The 18,299-nt window shown below is 66.9% G+C and carries 11 protein-coding genes; 4 read left to right on the plus strand and 7 right to left on the minus strand.

Annotation, left to right across the window (positions count from 1 at the left end):
• The first annotated feature begins 10 nt into the window (after positions 1–10).
• Complete coding sequence (locus ASG07_RS13965) at positions 11–3,595, plus strand: ABC transporter permease/M1 family aminopeptidase (protein WP_055847896.1); 3,585 nt, start codon at positions 11–13, stop codon at positions 3,593–3,595.
• 43 nt (positions 3,596–3,638) lie between these two features.
• Positions 3,639–4,028, plus strand: a complete 390-nt coding sequence (locus ASG07_RS13970) for a hypothetical protein (RefSeq protein ID WP_055847899.1) — start codon at positions 3,639–3,641, stop codon at positions 4,026–4,028.
• Between the two features lie 145 nt (positions 4,029–4,173).
• Here the strand turns inward: ASG07_RS13970 and ASG07_RS13975 are convergent, their stop codons facing one another.
• From ASG07_RS13975 to ASG07_RS17015, 5 genes are all read right to left on the minus strand, one after another.
• Complete coding sequence (locus tag ASG07_RS13975) at positions 4,174–7,371, minus strand: efflux RND transporter permease subunit (protein WP_055847902.1); 3,198 nt, start codon at positions 7,369–7,371, stop codon at positions 4,174–4,176.
• A gap of 3 nt (positions 7,372–7,374) precedes the next feature.
• A complete protein-coding gene (locus tag ASG07_RS13980) occupies positions 7,375–8,523 on the minus strand; it encodes an efflux RND transporter periplasmic adaptor subunit (protein WP_443024609.1) in 1,149 nt (382 codons plus the stop codon).
• On the minus strand, positions 8,520–9,782 hold the full coding sequence (locus tag ASG07_RS13985; protein WP_055847905.1) for a TolC family protein: 1,263 nt from the start codon (positions 9,780–9,782) through the stop codon (positions 8,520–8,522). The genes ASG07_RS13980 and ASG07_RS13985 overlap by 4 nt, the downstream gene beginning before the upstream one ends.
• Before the next feature lie 57 nt (positions 9,783–9,839).
• Positions 9,840–10,169 (minus strand): hypothetical protein, encoded by a 330-nt coding sequence (locus ASG07_RS13990; RefSeq protein WP_055847908.1) that lies wholly within the window; start codon positions 10,167–10,169, stop codon positions 9,840–9,842.
• Positions 10,170–10,387: 218 nt separating this feature from the next.
• Positions 10,388–11,151, minus strand: a protein-coding gene (locus ASG07_RS17015; protein ID WP_156361881.1) for an IS5 family transposase whose coding sequence is annotated in 2 segments (ribosomal slippage) — positions 10,388–10,845 and positions 10,845–11,151 — 765 coding nt in all. Because the reading frame shifts where the segments join, the coding sequence is not laid out codon by codon here.
• Between the two features lie 175 nt (positions 11,152–11,326).
• Between ASG07_RS17015 and ASG07_RS14005 the strand changes: the two genes are divergently transcribed.
• Positions 11,327–12,826, plus strand: a complete 1,500-nt coding sequence (locus ASG07_RS14005) for a tryptophan halogenase family protein (protein ID WP_055847920.1) — start codon at positions 11,327–11,329, stop codon at positions 12,824–12,826.
• Positions 12,823–13,500 (plus strand): DUF6445 family protein, encoded by a 678-nt coding sequence (locus ASG07_RS14010; RefSeq protein ID WP_055847923.1) that lies wholly within the window; start codon positions 12,823–12,825, stop codon positions 13,498–13,500. Before ASG07_RS14005 ends, ASG07_RS14010 begins: the two co-directional genes overlap by 4 nt.
• 1 nt (position 13,501) lies before the next feature.
• Here the strand turns inward: ASG07_RS14010 and ASG07_RS14015 are convergent, their stop codons facing one another.
• Both ASG07_RS14015 and ASG07_RS14020 read right to left on the minus strand, forming a co-directional pair.
• Positions 13,502–15,535 (minus strand): hypothetical protein, encoded by a 2,034-nt coding sequence (locus tag ASG07_RS14015; protein ID WP_055847926.1) that lies wholly within the window; start codon positions 15,533–15,535, stop codon positions 13,502–13,504.
• 13 nt (positions 15,536–15,548) lie between these two features.
• Positions 15,549–18,131 carry a TonB-dependent siderophore receptor gene (locus ASG07_RS14020; RefSeq protein ID WP_082474821.1) on the minus strand — a complete coding sequence of 861 codons (2,583 nt, stop codon included), beginning with the start codon at positions 18,129–18,131 and terminating at the stop codon, positions 15,549–15,551.
• Positions 18,132–18,299: the final 168 nt, after the last annotated feature.

Below are 18,299 nucleotides of genomic sequence, written 5' to 3' on the forward strand. Positions count from 1 at the left end.
GGCGATGTCCATGTTCAACAAGATCGCGCGCTTCGAACTGCGCTACCAACTCACCGGTCCGGTCTTCCTGAGCATGACCGCGCTGTTCTTCGCCCTGTCGTTCGGCTCGGTGGCGATCGACCAGTTGCAACTCGCCGGCGGGGGCCAGGTCCATCGCAATGCCGGCCCCTCCATCGCCCGCAGCTACGCAATCCTGACGCTGTTCCTGATGTTCGTAACGACGGCGTTCGTCGCCAATGTCGTCATCCGCGATGACGAGACCGGTTTCTGGCCGATCGTGCGGTCGACGCGGATCCGCAAGTTCGACTACGTCATCGGGCGGTTCACGGGTGCCTTCGCGGCAGCCATGATCGCCAGCTTGATGATACCGCTGGGCGGCTGGCTGGGATCGCAGATGCCGTGGGTCGACCCCGACGTCATCGGACCGACGATCCCGTTGCACTATATCGGTGGCTATTGCGTCGTGATGCTGCCGAGCCTGTTCGCAACCGCTGCGGTGTTCTTCGCCGTGGCAACGACGACGCGATCGATGCTGTACAGTTATCTTGGCGTCATCGTATTCCTCGTGGCGTATTTCGCGCTGCTGGGCCTGGTCGCCAATCGCCCCCCGCTCGCCGCCGCCCTGTCCTATGTCGAACCGTTCGGGATGGTCGCGGTCGACCGGACGACCCGTTTCTGGACCGCCGCACAGTCCAATATCCGGACGCCGGTGTTCGCCGAGGCCCTGCTCGTCAACCGGGCGATCTGGACCGGTATCGGCGTGCTCGCCCTGTCGTTCGCCTATCTCCGCTTCGATTTCGCCCGCAACGGACCGTCGGAACGTCGCGCGCCGCGTCGGACGGGGAAGGCGGCAACGAGTGCGAAGCTGCCGCTGATCGTGAAGCGCCTGCCGCCTGCGCGGCCCGACGTAGCCGGCTGGTCGCGCCTGTTCGAACGATCGCGGTTCGAGATGCTGATGGTGCTGCGCAGCCCGGCGTTCCTCATCCTCGTCCTGCTGGGCGTTCTCAACGCCGGCGCCGCCGCGCTGACCGCCGGCGAGATGCACGGGATGCCCCCTCGCCCGCTGACGTTCAACATGATCGGCGTGCTGCGCAACACCTTCGGAATCATCCCGCTCATCATTGCGATCTATTATGCGGGCGAACTGGTCTGGCGCGATCGCCAGAACCGCATCGACGAAATCATCGACGCGACATCCCTGCCCAACTGGGCGTATATGGTACCGAAGACGCTCGCCGTGACGACGGTGCTGCTCGCCTCGCTGCTCGCGTCGATCGTGCCCGTCGCGCTGATCCAGCTGATCCGCGGCGGTGGCGATTTCGTCGTGGGCGAATATGTCGCCTGGTATCTCCTGCCGAAGACCGTGGACATGGTCATCCTCGCCATCCTCGCCGTCTTCGTTCAGGCGCTCAGTCCCGGCAAATATGTCGGATGGGCGATCATGGTCGGCTATCTAGTGCTGAACTTCGCGCTCGAGGGCCTGGGGCTGACCTATCCCCTCTATCGCTACGGCGCGACCCTGCCCCTCCAGCTGTCCGACATGAACGGCGACCAGATCGGCGGTCCGGGTAGCTGGTGGCTGCGGCTTTACTGGGGTGCGTTCGCGGGCGCCTTGGCGGTGCTCGCCCATCTCCTGTGGCGTCGCGGCACCGATGTCCGGCTGGCCTCCCGACTGCGACGGGTGCCCGCCCGATTGCGCGGCATACCCGGAATGATCCTGGTCGCCTGCGGCATCGTCGCCGGCGCCAGCGGCGCGTGGATCCATCGCAATATCGACGTGCTGAACCGCCAGCCACCCCAGGCCGAGGTCGAGCGCGACATGGCCGATTTCGAGCGCCGGTACGGGCGCTATCACGCGGTGGCGCAGCCCTCGCTGACGACCGTGCGCCTCGCGATCGACTTGCACCCGCGCGAACGCCGGATGGTGACGCGGGGGCGATATGGCTTCGTCAACGATACCGGTGCGCCGGTGGCGTCGCTCTATCTGACCGGGCTTACGGCGGACTATGACATCGCACAGGCAAGCGTTCCCGGTGCGACGCTGGTTCTGAACGATCCCCGCCTGCACATGAAGATATTCCGGTTCGCCACGCCGCTGGCACCCGGCGCGACGGGCGAACTGCGCTTCGTCACGGTCCGCGCGCAACGCGGGTTCCGCGCCAACGGGGAGGATATTTCGCTGGTCCGCAACGGCACGTCGGTGCTGAGCCATGCCTTCCTCCCGCAATTCGGCATCAATCCGATCCGGTATGTGGAGGACTGGAAGGCCCGCAAGCGGCTGGGGCTGCCCCCGCTGCCGCCGATGGCCCCGCTGGGCGATCGCCCGTCGATGGGACGCAACTCGTTCGGCGGCGCCGTATGGGTCATGTCCGACATCACCATCACGACCGACGCCACGCAGGTCGCCGTCGCACCGGGCCGCCGTATCGCCGAACGCGTCGCCAACGGTCGTCGCACGACCCGCTATGCATCCACCGCTCCGATCCTGTCATTCTTCTCGGTGCAGTCCGCCGATTACGCCGTCGCCCGCCGGCAATCCGGTTCGATCGCGCTGGAAGTGTATCATCATCCGAAACACCGCTACAATGTCGAGCTGATGCTGCGCGCGATGCAGGCCACGCTCGCCTATGGCCAACGCGCCTTCGGACCCTATCAGTTCGACCACGCGCGGGTCGTCGAATTTCCGGGCTATACGCCGGGCGCGGTGGCGTTCGCCGGCACGGTGCCCGTATCCGAAGCGATGGGCTTTATCGCGGATACCCGCGACCGTCGCCGCGTCGACTTCGTGACGTACGTGATGGCGCACGAGATGGCGCACCAATATTGGGGACACCAGCTCGCCGCTGCGGACCAGAAAGGCGCGTCGATGCTGATCGAGACCATGGCGCAATATACCGCGCTGATGGTGATGAAGCAGCTTCACGGCGAAGGCGAGGTGCGCCGGTTCCTGAAGTACGAGATGGACGAGTATCTGGTCGGCCGGGCGCGCGATACCGGTATCGAGCCGCCGCTCGACCGGGTGGAGCGGCAGAGCCATATCTATTACAACAAGGGTGCCGTGGCGATGTACCTGCTGCAAGACCGGCTGGGCGAGGATCGCGTCAATGCGATGCTGAGAGGGATCGTCGCGTCTCGCCGCTTCAAGGGCGCCCCCTACCCCAATTCGCTGCTATTGGCGAACGGACTGCGCCGTCTGGCACGTACGCGTGCGGAACGGGAGCTGGTCGACGACCTGACGGATCGGGTGACGCTGTGGGATCTGCGCACGACGTTGGCGAAGACGCGTCCGGTCGGCAACGGGCGTTGGGAAACGGTCCTGACGATCGCGGCATCGAAGTCGCATCTCGATCCGAAGGGCGTCGAACGACCGGCCGCGCTTGCCGACACGATCGAGGTGGGGCTGTTTACCGCACCGCCCGATGCCGCTGGCTTCAGCGCCCGAAACATCCTCGTCATCAGGCGCATTCCGGTCCACACGGGCCTGCAGCAAGTCACCTTCGTCACGACAGGAATGCCGACGTTTGGCGGCGTCGATCCCTACACGAAATATATCGACCGCGATGGCGCCGACAACGCCGTCGAGGTCAGACAATAGGCTGTAGGTTCGACTAACCGTCCGAAAATCAGGGTCGTGACCCATGGATCTGAAAGTCACGATCTGGTTCTGGCTCCACGAGGAGACGGTGGATGTCGACCGACGACCCGACGCCGTTGGCCAGGTCGATGTTGATGCGGCACGGATGTGTCCGTGGATGCCGACCGCCGGCGTCTTCCGCCGGTGCGGCAGGTGGCGACAGGCTGGTGCGGGCGTTGCCGGCGTCAGTGCCGCGCCCGGCTCGGCGGGCACGGCGTCCGTCTCCGCGCCCCACGGGATGAACTGCCACCGCTTGCTGGCGATGCTCTCGGCCTTCTGCTGCACCGACCGCCAGTTACAGACAAGACTTGAGACAATGCCTGGCCGCCGCGACATCTCGCGCACCGTGATGCCCGACACCGACGCTCCGGCGACCACCGCCGCCTTCTCCTGAACGGCACGTGCAAATAGTGTGAAGAGTTCGGGCCTCCCTGCATTGCCGGGATCCGATTGCTAGCTGCCGTGGCGATCCGCAGCCGTTCGGACCCGGACCCGTACATTCAGAAGCGCTTCCGGGCTTTCCGACGAGAGACAACCCTTCAGCTAGCGGGTTCGTGTTCGGACCGACCCTGCCACCCGCCGAAGCGGGCGTAGAGCGTCGGCAGGACGAACAGCGTCAGCAGCGTCGCCGAGATCAGGCCGCCGATGACGACGGTGGCGAGCGGCTTCTGCACCTCCGCGCCCGCACCGTGGCCCAGCGCCATCGGCACGAAGCCGAGGCTGGCGACAAGCGCGGTCATCGCGACCGGCCGCAGACGCGCGAGCGCGCCGTCATGGGCGGCCTGCACCCGGTCCATGCCACGCGCCATCAGGTCGTGGATCGAGGACACCATCACGAGTCCGTTGAGCACCGCGATCCCCGACAGCGCAATGAACCCGACAGCCGCCGAGACCGAGAACGGCATGCCGCGCAGCGTCAGCGCCAGCACGCCCCCGACCAGCGCCAGCGGGACGCCCGTGAAGACGATCACCGCATCGCGCACCGATCCAAGCGCACCGTAGAGCAGCAGCATGATGACCGCGAAGCAGACCGGCACCACAAGCAGCAGCCGGTCGCGCGCCGAGGCGAGGTTCTCGAACTGCCCGCCCCATTCGACGTACGTTCCCGGCGGCAACTTCACCTGCGCGTCGATTGCGGCACGCGCATCCGCCACCACGCCCGCCACGTCGCGGTCGCGCACATTCGCCTGCACAACGACGCGGCGCTTGCCGTTCTCGCGGCTGATCTGGTTCGGCCCGTCGACGACAGCGATGTCGGCCACCGTCGACAGTGGCACGAAACCGCCGGCCGAGGTCGGCACCGGCACCTGCGCCACCTCGGTCAGGTCCGATCGCGATGCTTCGGACAGGCGGATCACCACCGGAAAGCGGCGGTCGCCCTCGAAGATCACGCCCGCCTCGCGACCACCGATCGCGGCGGCGACGGTGTCTTGCACATCGCCGGCCGTGACCCCGATCCGCGACATCGCCATGCGGTTGGGGCGGATATCGAGCATCGGCAGTCCCTCGGTCTGTTCGACCCGCACATCGACGGCACCGCGTGTCCTGCGCAGGATGTCGGCGATGCGGTCGGCCGCATCCTTCATGCCGCCAAAGTCGTCACCAAAGACCTTCACCGCGATGTCGCCGCGAACGCCGGCAATTAGCTCGTTGAAGCGCATCTGGATCGGCTGGGTGATCTCGTAGGCGTTACCCGGCAGCGTCGAAAGCCTCTTCTCCATCCGCTCCACCAGCTCCTCCTTGCCGAGGCCAGGGTCGGGCCACTCCGCACGCGGCTTCAGGATGACGAAGGTATCGGTGGCGTTGGGCGGCATCGGGTCGGACGCGATCTCCGACGTCCCCGTGCGCGAGAAGGCGAAGCGCACCTCGGGCTGGCGCGCCAGCATCTTCTCGACCTGGAACTGCATCGCCTGGCTCTGGTCGACGGAGGTGCCGGGAATGCGGACCGCCTGAACGAGGATGTTGCCCTCGTCGAGCTGCGGCAGAAATTCCTGCCCCAAGGTGGTGAACGCGACACCGGCGAGTGCGAGCGCGCCCACCGCGATGCCGAGCGTGACGCTCGGCCGCCCCATCGCTTTGCCGAGACCCGGCTCGTAGCGGCGACGGAGCCAGCCGATGATCCGGCTCTCCTTCTCGTCGACGGGTCGGCTGAGCCAGATGGCGATGGCGGCCGGCACGAAGGTCATCGAAAGAATGAAGGCGAAGACGAGCGCGATAATGACGGTGAGCGCCATCGGCTCGAACATCTTGCCCTCGACGCCGGTGAAGGTGAGCAGCGGCGCGTATACGAGGATGATGATCGCCTGACCGTAGACGGACGGACGGATCATCTCGCGCGCCGATGCTGAGACCAGATCGAGGCGTCGCCGGAGCGGCAGCGCGTCGCTACGCCCGTGCTGCGCGTCGCCGAGCCGCCGCAGCGCATTCTCGACGATGATGACTGCGCCATCGACGATCAGGCCGAAGTCGAGCGCGCCGAGGCTCATCAGATTGGCCGAGACGCCCGCGCGCAGCATGCCGACGCTGGTCAGCAGCATGGTGATCGGAATGACGAGCGCCGCGATCAGCGCCGCGCGGACGTTGCCGAGCAGCGCGAACAGCACGACGATGACGAGCAGCGCTCCCTCCGCGAGGTTGCGGGCGACGGTGGCGATGGTCGAGTTGACCAGCTCGGTGCGGTTGAGCACCGGCTTGACGACGACATCAACGGGCAGCGCGCGACCGATTGCCTTCAGCCGTTCACCGACGCCGGTGGACACGGTGCGGCTGTTCTCGCCGATCCGCATGACAGCGGTGCCGACGACCACCTCATGGCCGTTCTCGGATGCCGAGCCCATGCGTAGCGCCTGTCCGGTGCGGACGGTGGCAATCTGGCTGAGCAGGATCGGCACGCTCTCGCGCGTGGCGATCACTGTCCGCGCCAGGTCGTCGGCGTTGCGCACGCGACCATCCGCACGGACGGCCAGCCCTTCCCCATTGCGGTTGACGACGCCGGCACCGGCGCTGGTGTTGTTACGTTCCAGCGCGGTGGCGAGATCCTGCAGCGTGATCTTCATCGCCGCCATGCGCTGGATGTCGGGGACGACCAGATACTGCTTGGTGTAGCCGCCAAGGCTGTCGACCCCGGCCAGCCCAGCGCTGCTCTTCAGCTGCGGCGTAACGATCCAGTCCTGCACCGTGCGAAGGTAGGTCGCCTTGTCGGCGGCATCGACGAGATGGTCACCCTCCGGGGTGATGTAGCTGCCATCCTTCTGCAGGCCGGGTTCGCCGTTGCGGTGGTTGACCTGATCGAGCTCGCGATATTCCACCGTCCACATGAAGATGTCGCCGAGCCCGGTAGCGATCGGTCCCATCTCCGGGTTCACGCCCTCGGGCAGGCTCTCCTCCGCCGTGCGCAGCCGTTCAGAGACTTGTTGGCGTGCGAAGTAGATGTCCGTCTTCTCGTCGAACACCGCGGTGACCTGAGCGAAGCCGTTGCGGCTGAGAGAGCGGGTGTATTCGAGGCCGGGAGTGCCGGCGAGCGCGGTCTCGATGGTGAAGGCGACCTGCTTTTCGATTTGGTCCGGCGAGAGTGCTGGCGCAACGACGTTGATCTGCACCTGATTGTTGGTGATGTCGGGGACGGCGTCGATCGGCAGCCGCTGGATGGCGAACACCCCGGCAAGTGCCGCGGCGAGCGTCAGCAGCAGGACAAGCCAGCGCTTCTCGACGGCGAAGGTCACGATACGGGCGAGCATGGCCTAGTCCTCGTCCTTCGCTTCGCCCTTGCCGAGTTCGGCCTTGAGCGTGAACGAGTTGGTGGAGGCGATGCGCTCCTCGCCGGTCAGGCCGGCCATGACGGTGACCGAGCCGCCGTTGGTGCGGCCGAGCGTCACCGGGGTCGCCTCGAAGCCCGACGGCGTGCGGACGAAGACATGCGGCTTGTCGCCGATCATCTGCACGGCGGCGGAGGGCACGGCGACGCTGCGATCGCCGGTCGCGGGCAGCAGCACCGAGACGCTGACGTTCTCGCCGACGCGCCATGTGCCGCCAGCGTTGTCGATGGTCGCGATCACCGGCACCAGCCGGGTGGTCTCGTCGAGGATCGGCGAGACGAAGGTCACGCGGCCTTCCTGACGTCGTCCTGCCGACGTCACCTCGACGCGCGCGCCCGGCGCGACGCGTCCGGCATCGGCGGGCACCAGCGACATCGTCACGGATACCCTGGCGAGGTTCGCGACGCGGAAGATCTCGGCGTCGGCGGCGATCTGCTGGCCGAGCGTGGCTGAGCGAGCGATCACCTGACCGGAGATGGGCGAACGGACGGTAATGCGGTTGAGCGCCCCACCGCCACCCCCGGTGGCCGACAGCTGCTGGCGGGCGAGACGCAGCGCGATGTTCGCCTCGGTCGCGGCGGTGCGGGCGGCGACGAGGTCCTGTTCGGGTGACACGCGCTCGGCGAACAGGCGCTGCTCGCGACGCAGGTTCGACTGGGCCAGCGTGGAGCGGGCGCGGGCGGCTTCCACCTCGGCATTGAGGCTCGCGGCTTCGCGGCTCTCAATGATGGCCAACGTCTCGCCGCGCCGGACCGGCTGGCCAAGGTTGCGGGTGAGCGAGACGAGGCGGCCCGCGATCGCAGCTGAAACAACCTGAACTCCCTCAGGATCGCCCTCGATGGTCGCAGGAAGCTCGATCGCGCCTGCGACGCCGCCAACGGTCGGGCGGGTGACCTCGATGCCTGCGTCGGCGATCTGCTGCGCGGAGAGCGTGGCGGTCATCGGATCGCCGGTAGCGGCTTCCTTGGTTTCCCCGGCCTCGCCCCTGTTTTCCGTGGGCTCCGCCGACCGGCCACAGCCGGAGACGGCGAGGGCCAGAACGGCCGGCATCGCGGCTTTCATGATGCGGTTCATCGTTGATCGTCCTTGGGGAGCGGCGCGGCGACGGTCAGCCGTTCCAGCCGCGCCTGTGCGTCGTGATAGGCCGCCAGCGCGTCGATCGCGGCCGTGCGGGTGTCGAGCAGCGTGCGTTCGGCATCGAGCAGATCGAGCTGCCCGAACTTGCCTTCGCGGTAGCCGATGCGGGCGATGCGGACGGCCTCGGTCGCCGCGACGAGCGCCGGTCCAGCGGCGTTGCGCGCCGTGGTCGCGGCGTTCCCGGCATCGGCCTGCGTCGTCGCCACGTCCTGCTCGGCATCGAGCAGCGCGACGCGCTGCTGCGCATCAGACTGCTCGCGCTGGGCTTCGGCCACCGCAATGCTGGCGCGCCCGTTGTTGAAGACGTTGAGCGGGATGGAGATGCCGAACACCGCGGCGACGTCGTTGGTCTGTTCCAGTCGCCGCGCGCTGGCGCTGACCGTGAGGTCGGGCACCCGCTGGCTGCGTGCCAGAAGCACCTGCGCGCTCGCCGTGTCGAGGTCGGCGCGCGCCGCGGCGACCGTCAGGGTCCCGGAAGTCGCCATCGGTCGCGTCGTGATGGTCGAAGGCACCGCGTCGAACCAGCTGCGATCGAGCTGTCCCACCGGCATGCCCAGCAGCCGCGCGAGATTGCCGGACGCAGCCTCGGCCGACCGACGTGCCCGTTCCAGCGCCCCTTCGGCGGAAATGCGGGCGACGTCCGCGCGCTGCTCCTCGAGCGGAGACGCGCGGCCTGCCTGCACCCGCACGCGGGCGGCACGCAGCACTTCGGCCGCGATGCCGACCTGATCCTCCGCAATGATGACCCGACGCTGGGCGGCGGCGGCGGCGTTGTAGGTCTGCGTGACCCTCAGCCGCAGGTCGGCGCGCGCGATATCGGCCTGCAAACCGGCACGTCCGATCTGCGCCTTGGCGACGGCGATGCGGGCGCCGCGCTTGCCGCCGAGTTCGAGCGGCAAGGCGAGGCCGATCGTCGTCTCCGACGATCGCAGCCCCTGATAGATGCCGGTCCCCGCGACGTTCTCCGCCTCGCCGACGATCGACGGGTTGGGACGAAGCCCGGCGACGCGACGCTGCGCCTCGGCGGCACGGATGCCCGCCGCTGCTACGCCCTGGAATGGCGAAGACGCGCCCGCCCTGTCGAGCGCCTCGGCAAGCGTGAGGACCGGTGGCGGAGCGACGGTCCGGTCGGTCTGGGCCTGCAGCGACGATGCGCAGGCGCCGGCGGCCAGGACGGCCGCGATGATGCGATGCATGATATGCTCCTGACGGTAGTATCCCGGACGCGCATCCGCGCGCGCCCGATCGACGCGTCAGGCCTGCGGTGGTCGGAGAGCTGCTTCCGAATCGTGCCCGGTCAGCGCGCGGCTGAACACGGCCGGTGGCATCGTCGGTGCTCCGATGGTTGCGTCGATCGCCGCCCCGACGGTCGGCGTGTTAACCTGATGCTCGTGGCAGCTCGCATGGTGATGCGGATAGCCCTTATCGGCATCGGCAGGGACCTCGTCGCCGTCGCCCGGCGCATGGGCGGACATCTCGGTCGTGCTCATCTCGACGCCGCCTGCTTCCGCGGCATGTGCCATACCGGCCCACGTCGTGAGGACCAGCATCATGCACGCCAGCAAGGGCAACAGCTTGCGCATTTCTCCCCTTATCACTCAGTCGGCGCGGCGTAACCCGGGTTGCTTGCCCGCACGGACGCGGTGGAGAGGACCCAATCCAGACGTTCAACACCGTCAACGCCCGCTTGGTCTATGTCGCGATCAGTCGCGCCAAACTCACCGAGGCGCTGGGTCTACGCGACGGGACACAGGCCGGCGCGATCGACGAGACGATGAAGGTGTCAGAGATTGCCACGATGCTAGCTGAAACAGCTATCGGCTAGGGTCAGGACTCGTTGATCAAGCCAGAAGATGACGGTGGCAGCGAGGGCGATGGCGGACAAGAAGACCGTCGGCCACCTATCGTAGCGGGTCGCAACGCGGCGCCAGTGCTTGAGCCGTCCGAACATGATTTCGATACGGCTACGGCGCCTGTAGCGGCGTTTGTCGTATTTGATGGGCTCGAGCCGGGACGTCCGACCTGGGATGCATGGCTGGATACCCTTGGCCTGCAAGGCATCCCTGAACCAGTCAGCGTCGTAGCCGTGGTCGCCGAGCAGCCATTGCGCCTTGGGCAGATCGTCGAGCAACGCGGCCGCACCGGTATAGTCGCTGACCTGTCCGGCGGTCATGAGGAAGCTGAGCGGACGGCCGTTTGCGTCGGTCACGGCATGGAGCTTCGTGTCCATGCCACCTTTGGTGCGACCAATCAGGCGCCCGAGATCCCGTTTTTAACCCGCAGGCTCAATGCCGTGCGGTGCGCCTTCAAATACGTCGCGTCGATCATAACGGTCTTTGGGTCGGCATCAGCGGCAGCCAAGCCCTCCATCATGCGGAGGAACACACCCATCTCACCCCATCGTTTCCAGCGATCGTAGAGCGTCTTGTGCGGGCCGTAGTCCCGGGGCGCATCACGCCAGCGCAGCCCATTGCGGTTCACGAAAACGATGCCGCTCAACACCCGCCGGTCGTCAACTCGCGGCTTGCCATGGCTCTTTGGGAAATATGGCCGCAGGCGCGCCATCTGCTCCTCCGTCAGCCAGTATAGGCGCTCATCCTCAGTCTCCTCAGGGAGCCTGAATCAGATCGCGCCTCTCACATCAATGGGTCCTGACCCCAGCAGCCTGAGCCGGTCTCGGAAGCCGCAAAACGCGCGCCAATGCGGGTGCATTCGCTGCCGGATCGGCCTACCAAGCGATATGGAGCAGCAGGCACGGATACGGCGCGTCGTAATCCTCGGGGGCGGGACCGCCGGCTGGATGACGGCTGCTGCACTATCGCGCAGCTTCGGCCGCTCAATTTCGATAACGCTATTGGAGTCGGAAGAGATCGGCACCGTCGGGGTCGGCGAAGCCACGATCCCGACGATCCACTGGTTCAACGACCTGATCGGGCTGGACGAGGCGGAGTTCCTGCGCGCGACCAAGGCGACGTTCAAGCTGGGCATCGAATTCGTCGACTGGACGGCACCGGGCAGCCGCTACTTTCACCCGTTCGGCCACTTTGGCGCGGCGCTGCCGGGCGTCGCCTTCCATCACCGCTGGCTGAAGGCGCGGGCGGAGGGGCTGGACATGCCCCTGTCCGACCTTTCGCTGGCGGGGCGGCTGGCAGCGCAGGGGCGCTTCGCAAAGCCGGGCGGCGACGGACGATCGATCCTCTCGACGCTGGGCTATGCCTATCATTTCGATGCCGGCCTCTATGCGGCCTATTTGCGCGGGCTGAGCGAGCGGCACGGCGTGCGGCGGGTCGAGGGCAAGATGCAGGCGGTCGAGCGACACCCGGAGACGGGCTTCGTCACGGCGCTGACGACGGAGCGTGGCGAGCGGATGGAGGGTGACCTGTTCGTCGACTGCTCGGGCTTTCGTGCGTTGCTGGTGGAAAAGGCAATGGGGGAGGCGTTCGAAGACTGGTCCCACTGGCTGCCCTGTGACCGTGCGGTGGCGGTGCCGTGCGCGCGGACCACAGCAACGCCGCCGTTCACGCGGTCCACGGCGCGTGCGGCGGGGTGGCAGTGGCGGATCTCGCTCCAGCATCGCACCGGCAACGGGTATGTCTATGCGTCGCGCTATATCTCGGACGACGAAGCGGCGGCGACCCTGCTCGCGAACCTCGACGGCGAAGCATTGGCGGAACCGCGCATGCTATGCTTCGCCGCGGGGATGCGGCGGCGCGCGTGGCGTGGCAATGTCGTGGCGATCGGACTGGCCTCAGGATTTCTGGAGCCGCTGGAATCGACCAGCATCCACCTGATCCAGAGCGGCATCACCAAATTGCTGACGCTCTTTCCCGACAGGGATTGCGACCCCGCGCTCGCCGATCGGTACAACCAGCTGCTGGGCCGCGACATGGACGGTATCAGGGACTTCCTGATCCTCCACTATCATGCGACGAGCGGACGTGACGAACCGCTGTGGCGACGCTGCCAGACGATGGCGCTGCCGGACACGCTGCTGATCCGCGAGGAGCAGTATCGCCGCTCCGGCCGGCTGATGCTCGACCCCGAGGAGCTGTTTCGCGACGCAAGCTGGCTCGCGGTTCTGAACGGGCAGGGAATCACCGCGGCGGGGTACAACCCGCTGGCAGACGCGATCGACAGCGCCACCAACCGCGCGCAGGTGCAGCAGATCGCCGACGTCATCGCGCGCGCGGCACCGACGCTGCCGCTGCACGACACGGCGCTGGCGGAGCTGATGGCGTGATCCGGCCCGACATCGCCGCACGGCGGATCGGACAGGAGGCACAGCCGATCGCGATCATCGACGGCTTCCACCCCGATCCCGATGCGCTGCGTCTTGCGGCCGCGCGCGCCGCGTTCGGGCCGGGCCGGAACCACTATCCAGGCATCCGCGCCACGCTGCCGATCAATTATTTCGACCGCGTCCGGCCCGCCCTGACGACGGCGCTGAAGGGTGTGTTCGGCCTGGCGGGCGACGTTGCGCTGATCGACGCCAGCTTCTCGATCGTCACGCACCCGCCGGAGACGCTGAGCGTGCAACAGCGACTGCCGCATATGGACGCCGTGGACCTGAACCGCATTGCGCTGGTCCAGTATCTGGACCCGGACGGTGGCGACGGCACCGCCTTCTTCCGTCACCGCGCGACCGGATACGAGACGATCGACGCAATGCGGTCCGAGCGGTACCTTGCGACGCTCAATGCGGAGTTGCAGCAGGGGGGAGCGCCGCCCGCGAGCTATGTTACGGAGTCGACGCCGCTGTTCGAGCGGATCGCGCAGGTTGACGCACGGTACAATCGTGCAGTGCTGTACCGGAGCGCGTTGCTGCACAGCGGGGCGATCGCGCCCGACGCGGCGCTGAGCGACGATCCGACACGCGGGCGGCTGACGGTGACGGCGTTCCTGTCGCTGGGCTGAGCTATTTCGGCGGCTGCACGGCGAGGTACACGGTGCTCCACAATTGCGCCGCGTTGGACTCGTCCACGTCCTGCTTGCCGGCTCCGAATGCCACGACCTTGTAGCGCCCGTTGGCGAACGCCCACGACCAAAGCTCCGAACTCTGCGTCGCCCGCGTTGCGGAGATTGCGCGCCACAGCGTCGACTGCGCGCGCGCCAGCACCGATCGGGTTGACGTTGGCAGGTCGGGCCGGGCGAGTTGCCGCTCCAGACCGGCGGCGAACAGTGCCTGCTGCCACGACCACACGACCGCGCCGTGATAGGCGGCGGGGGTAAAGCGATCTTGCGTCGCCGCATCCGTCTGCGCGGCGTTCGCGACGAGCAGGCCGATGTCGGTCATCAGCCCGGCGGGAAAGGGGCGCATGGCCGTGCTGACGTAGGTTTCCAGATCGGCCGCCGATGGTTGCGCGAACAGCAGTGCGAAGCCTTCGTCGGAGTTGACGATCTTCACCGGCCGCCCTTCCTGATCGAGCGAGAGCGCGTGGAAGACGAGCGGCGAAGTGCCCAGCGCGGCGACCGCCGGCTCGGCGGGAATGGCGAGGTTTTTCGCGTAACGGCGAACCGCCGGCACGGCGTCGGCGTTCGGAATTGTCACGCTGAACAGGGCCGGCGCATGCTCGCGCCAGACGCTTGCCATGCGCTCGGCGTCGGCCAGCAGCGCGCGGTCGGCAGGCGTCAGGTAAGAATCCAACAGTCCCGCCTTCATCATTCGCGCGGCGGCATCCAATGCGGCGGGGACGAACACCGCGTTGACGTCATAGGCGTAACGGCCACGGCCAAGTCCCTCGTCGCTGTCGCGCCACTGGCCCGTCAGGCGGCCCGGCTTCAGCGGGATCAGGTGCTCGACAGTGGGTGCGTCGGTGAAGGCGCGGGCATGCCGGATGATAAAGCATAGATTGCGGACCAGTGCCGCCCCCGTCGGCTCGGTCTTGCCCGGCACGCCTTCGCTGACCAGCGGCGCATCAAGGAAGCGGCGTGCGGCGGCCCGGTCGGCATGATCGAGTAGGTAGCTGCCTGCAACCGGCGCGAGCATGTAGTCGTCGTCGATCATCGCATAATCGAGCACGGCGGCGTCGCCGCTGCCTTCGTGCTGGCGACGGTCGACGACCGCGAACTCGCCGATTCCCTCTTCGTGCGCGACATCGCCGCTCGCGTCGAGGCGCGCGAGCACGGAGCCCAGCCCCGCCTCGATCGCGCGCGCCTGCAGGACGGGCATCAACAGTCGCAGCGACATCAGCGTGTCGCGCCCGAAATAGGTCTGGAACCGCCACGAACCGGCGAGGAACTTCTCCCGGTAGCTCAGGAAGCGCAACGCGTTGCGGGCGGTACTGTCGTTCGCGGCACGGGCGTTGAGCAAGTCGGCCTGCGCGAGGCCGGTCAGCGGTGTCTCGCCGCTTGATGCTGTGATCTCCAGCCGGATCGGTGCGCCGCCGTTCGCGACGACGCGCGATCCCTGCACGCGGCCGGCGAGCACGCGCAGCTGCAGCATATAGCCCGGCTTGCCGTCCAGCCGTGGCCGGCTCCACCGGATCGTGTCGCCCGCGAAAACCGGGGCGACCGCGACGTCCGGCGGGAAGCGTCCGATCGCCTGATAGTCGCGCAGAAAGCGGACGCTGGACAGCACCGCCTGCTTGATGCGCAGTTCTGGCGCGGCGAGGCTCGCGATGGTGACGATCGCCGGCTGCGGTCCCGCGATGCCAGGCGCTGTGGTCGGGCGGGGCGGTTTCTCCAGCCGCCATGTCGCGGGCTTTGACAGCGGTTCGAACCACAGGCCGACGCCGCTGTTCCCCGCGGGAAACGCCACGAGAATGCGCGGGTCCGTGCCGTTGCGCAGCAACAGGTGCGCTGCGACGCGACCGTCGCGAACGAAGGCGTTGAGATTCTGGCCCTCCGTCACCTGATAGGCGAGTTCGGGTTTCGCCTGAGCAATCACGGGCCACGGTGCAACGAGCGCCGTGCCGGCCGCCAGCATAATTGCGCTGCGTATCGTCTTCATCGCCTGCGCCTCATCAGAAGCGGAACGTCACCGATCCGCCGTAGGTCGGCCCGACGATTCCGCGGGCATAGAAATAGCCGTCGGTGATCGCCTGAGTCTGGCCTTGTCGCGGATTGCCCTCCGTCAGGCCGACGACGTCAAAGATGTTCTCCGCGTTGAAGCTGACCTGCAATTGCTGCGTGACGTTCAGGTTCACGCCGACACTGGTCACGCCGTAGCTGGGCAGCGCGACGCCGTTGCCCGCATCCGCGAAGATCTTGCCGACATATTTGTAGCGGCCATAGATGTCGCCGAGGCCGTTCGGCAGCTGGATCGCAGGCGTCACCGTCCACAGGCGCGCCGGCGTGCGTTCCGGTCGATTGCCTTCGAACCCGGATTGCGTCGCGCCGTCGATCTGAAGGTTCTCCAGCTTCGGATCCTGGAACACGCCCTGGAAATCGACCGAGAACCAGCGCACCGGTCGAACTACGACGTCGACCTCGACACCCTTGGTGCGCAGATCGGCGTTGATGTTCTGCTGCTGCGTCGGATTTGCGGGATTGGCGAAGTTGTAGCTCTGGTTGTTGAAGTTGGTGCGGAACACCGTCACCGATCCGCTGAACAGGCGGCCATATTGGTAACGGACGCCGGCCTCGTAGAGTTCGATCGTCGTGATCGGGTCGATGTTGTTGGTCTGGAACCCGTCGGCATAGCGCGCATAGACCGCGAAGCTGGGCGTAATCAGATAGTTGGCGCCGACCGTCCAGGAGATCTTGTCCTGCGTCAGCTTGCCGTCCGCGCCGGTACGCCCGGCATTGGTGGGCGAGAAGGTGCCGTTGAAGGTCGAGCCGACGTTGCGCACGACGCCGCCGACGCTTGGCTGCACCGCCTGATTGACCGTTGCGCTGTTGCCGTCGAACGCGGTCGCCGTATCGCTCTCCCAGCGAATGCCGCCGTCGATGCGCAGGTCGCCGAACGCGATTTCGTCGTTAGCGTAGAGCGAGTAGCTCTCGTCCTTGCGTTGGCGAATGCCGTTTCCCCAGTCGCCATAGGAAACGAGGCCGCTATCGGTCAGCGACCCGACGACTCCATTGCCCGCGTCGAGCGCGACGATGTCGTAGATGTCGCTGTTGTTCCTCACGTCGTTGACGACGCTGGCGGTGGCCGACTGGTCCTGGTTGCGGCGCACGTTGTAGTACATGCCGCCGACGGTCAGCGAGTTCTTGATCGACCCGGTGCCAATCTCCCACCGCGTGCCGACGTTGATGCCGAGATCGCGGCCGTCGACATAATCGTGGTTGAGCGTCGTCCGTTGCAGGAATCCGTTGCCGTTCAGCGCGTTCAGCGCTGCGGTCTGGTTCGATCCGATGACCTGGCCGGTGCGGATGTTGCGAATGCCGAACCGCTGGGCGGTCGGATAGGCGGCGAAGCCGGCGCGGAGCAGGTCGATGATGGGTGATACCGCCGGGTCCGGCGTCAGGTAGTTGACCGCGCTCGCCAGACCCGCATTGCCGGTGCCCGAGCCGGGGAACAGGCCGTTGAAGTCGTAGCTGTAGTCCATGTAGCGGCCACGTCCGAAGACGCTGAGCGTGTCCGACAGCGGGACGTCGATGTCCAGTCGGGCCTGATTGGAGAGCGAACGGATGCCGTCCTTGTAGCGGAACTGGCGGAACCCGTCGGGGTCGACCGCGGTCGATACCGGCACCTGTATCGACCGGAAGGCATCGCCGCCGATATTGTCGCGCTGGATGTTGAAGCCGGGGATGCTCGCGGGATCGCCATCATCGAAGCGGTATGGAGCGGAGGCGTAATAGGCGGTCTCCATGTCGCCGCGCCGTCCCGACAGGCGAACCGAACCGCCGCTCGACAGGCGATATTCCAGCGATCCCTTGATCCGGTAGCCGGCATAGTCGAACGGGTTCTTGCGGACGCCGGGGCTGCTCTGGACATAGCCGCCGAAGTTGAAGGCGAGATTCTCCGCCAGCGGCGCGGAATAGTAGAAGTCCGCGCGCTTCAGACCGTAGCTGTAGCCGGTCAGCCGCATCGCACCCTCGAACTCCTTGAAGTTCGGACGCTTGGAGATGAAGTTGATGGTCGCGCCGGCACCGTTGACGGTCAGCACGCCGGACGAGCCGCCCTTCACCGCCTCCAGACGGTCGATCGTCAGATCCTGCTGGAAGAAGAAGTCGGCACCGCCGCCGCCGTAGAGGATCGGCATGCCGTCCTCTTCGAGCTGGACGAAGCGCTGGCCACCGCCCTGAAGGCCGCGGACCGAATAGTTGTTCGACGCCTCGCCCGCCGTCGCCTCGACGAAAATGCCGGGAACGAGTTCGAGCATGTCGGCGGTCGAGCGGGGTGCTCGGCGATCGATATCCTCGCGCGTCGCATAGGTGATGTCGGCGGAGGCGGAGATCAGCGGCCGATCGCGCGAGGTCTGGCCGGTGACGACGATGTCCTGAAGGTCGTCGTTGCTTTCACCCGACGGTGCGGCGTCGGGCGTGGTCGCCTGCGTCGTGGGCTGGTCGCCGGGCACGGTCTGCGCGAAAAGGCTGGTGGGGAGCATGGTGGCCCCCGCCAGCAACAGGGCGCGCGGACCGAAGCGGTTGAAGGCGGACATGCTGCTCTCCCGTGGTGGTTCCGGTGCCACTCTGCGGCGGCTGCCACCGGGCTAGACCTGCGTCCTCTCCCCCGCAATGCGTTGATTTGCACCCATTAGAGAATAAGCTTTTGCTGTGGCGAGCGAGCCACAGCATGGTTAACCGGCCTTGCGGAGCGAAGACGGGTC

Source organism: Sphingomonas sp. Leaf343 (assembly GCF_001423765.1).
GTDB lineage: Bacteria > Pseudomonadota > Alphaproteobacteria > Sphingomonadales > Sphingomonadaceae > Sphingomonas.

Bases quoted from the DNA above. Each gene is read 5' to 3' on its own strand.
- ASG07_RS13965 (WP_055847896.1), top strand. From the start codon at position 11: ATGTTCAACAAGATCGCGCGCTTCGAACTGCGCTACCAACTCACCGGT.
- ASG07_RS13970 (WP_055847899.1), top strand. From the start codon at position 3,639: ATGGATCTGAAAGTCACGATCTGGTTCTGGCTCCACGAGGAGACGGTG.
- ASG07_RS13975 (WP_055847902.1), bottom strand. From the start codon at position 7,371: ATGCTCGCCCGTATCGTGACCTTCGCCGTCGAGAAGCGCTGGCTTGTC.
- ASG07_RS13980 (WP_443024609.1), bottom strand. From the start codon at position 8,523: ATGAACCGCATCATGAAAGCCGCGATGCCGGCCGTTCTGGCCCTCGCC.
- ASG07_RS13985 (WP_055847905.1), bottom strand. From the start codon at position 9,782: ATGCATCGCATCATCGCGGCCGTCCTGGCCGCCGGCGCCTGCGCATCG.
- ASG07_RS13990 (WP_055847908.1), bottom strand. From the start codon at position 10,169: ATGCGCAAGCTGTTGCCCTTGCTGGCGTGCATGATGCTGGTCCTCACG.
- ASG07_RS14005 (WP_055847920.1), top strand. From the start codon at position 11,327: ATGGAGCAGCAGGCACGGATACGGCGCGTCGTAATCCTCGGGGGCGGG.
- ASG07_RS14015 (WP_055847926.1), bottom strand. From the start codon at position 15,535: ATGAAGACGATACGCAGCGCAATTATGCTGGCGGCCGGCACGGCGCTC.
- ASG07_RS14020 (WP_082474821.1), bottom strand. From the start codon at position 18,131: ATGTCCGCCTTCAACCGCTTCGGTCCGCGCGCCCTGTTGCTGGCGGGG.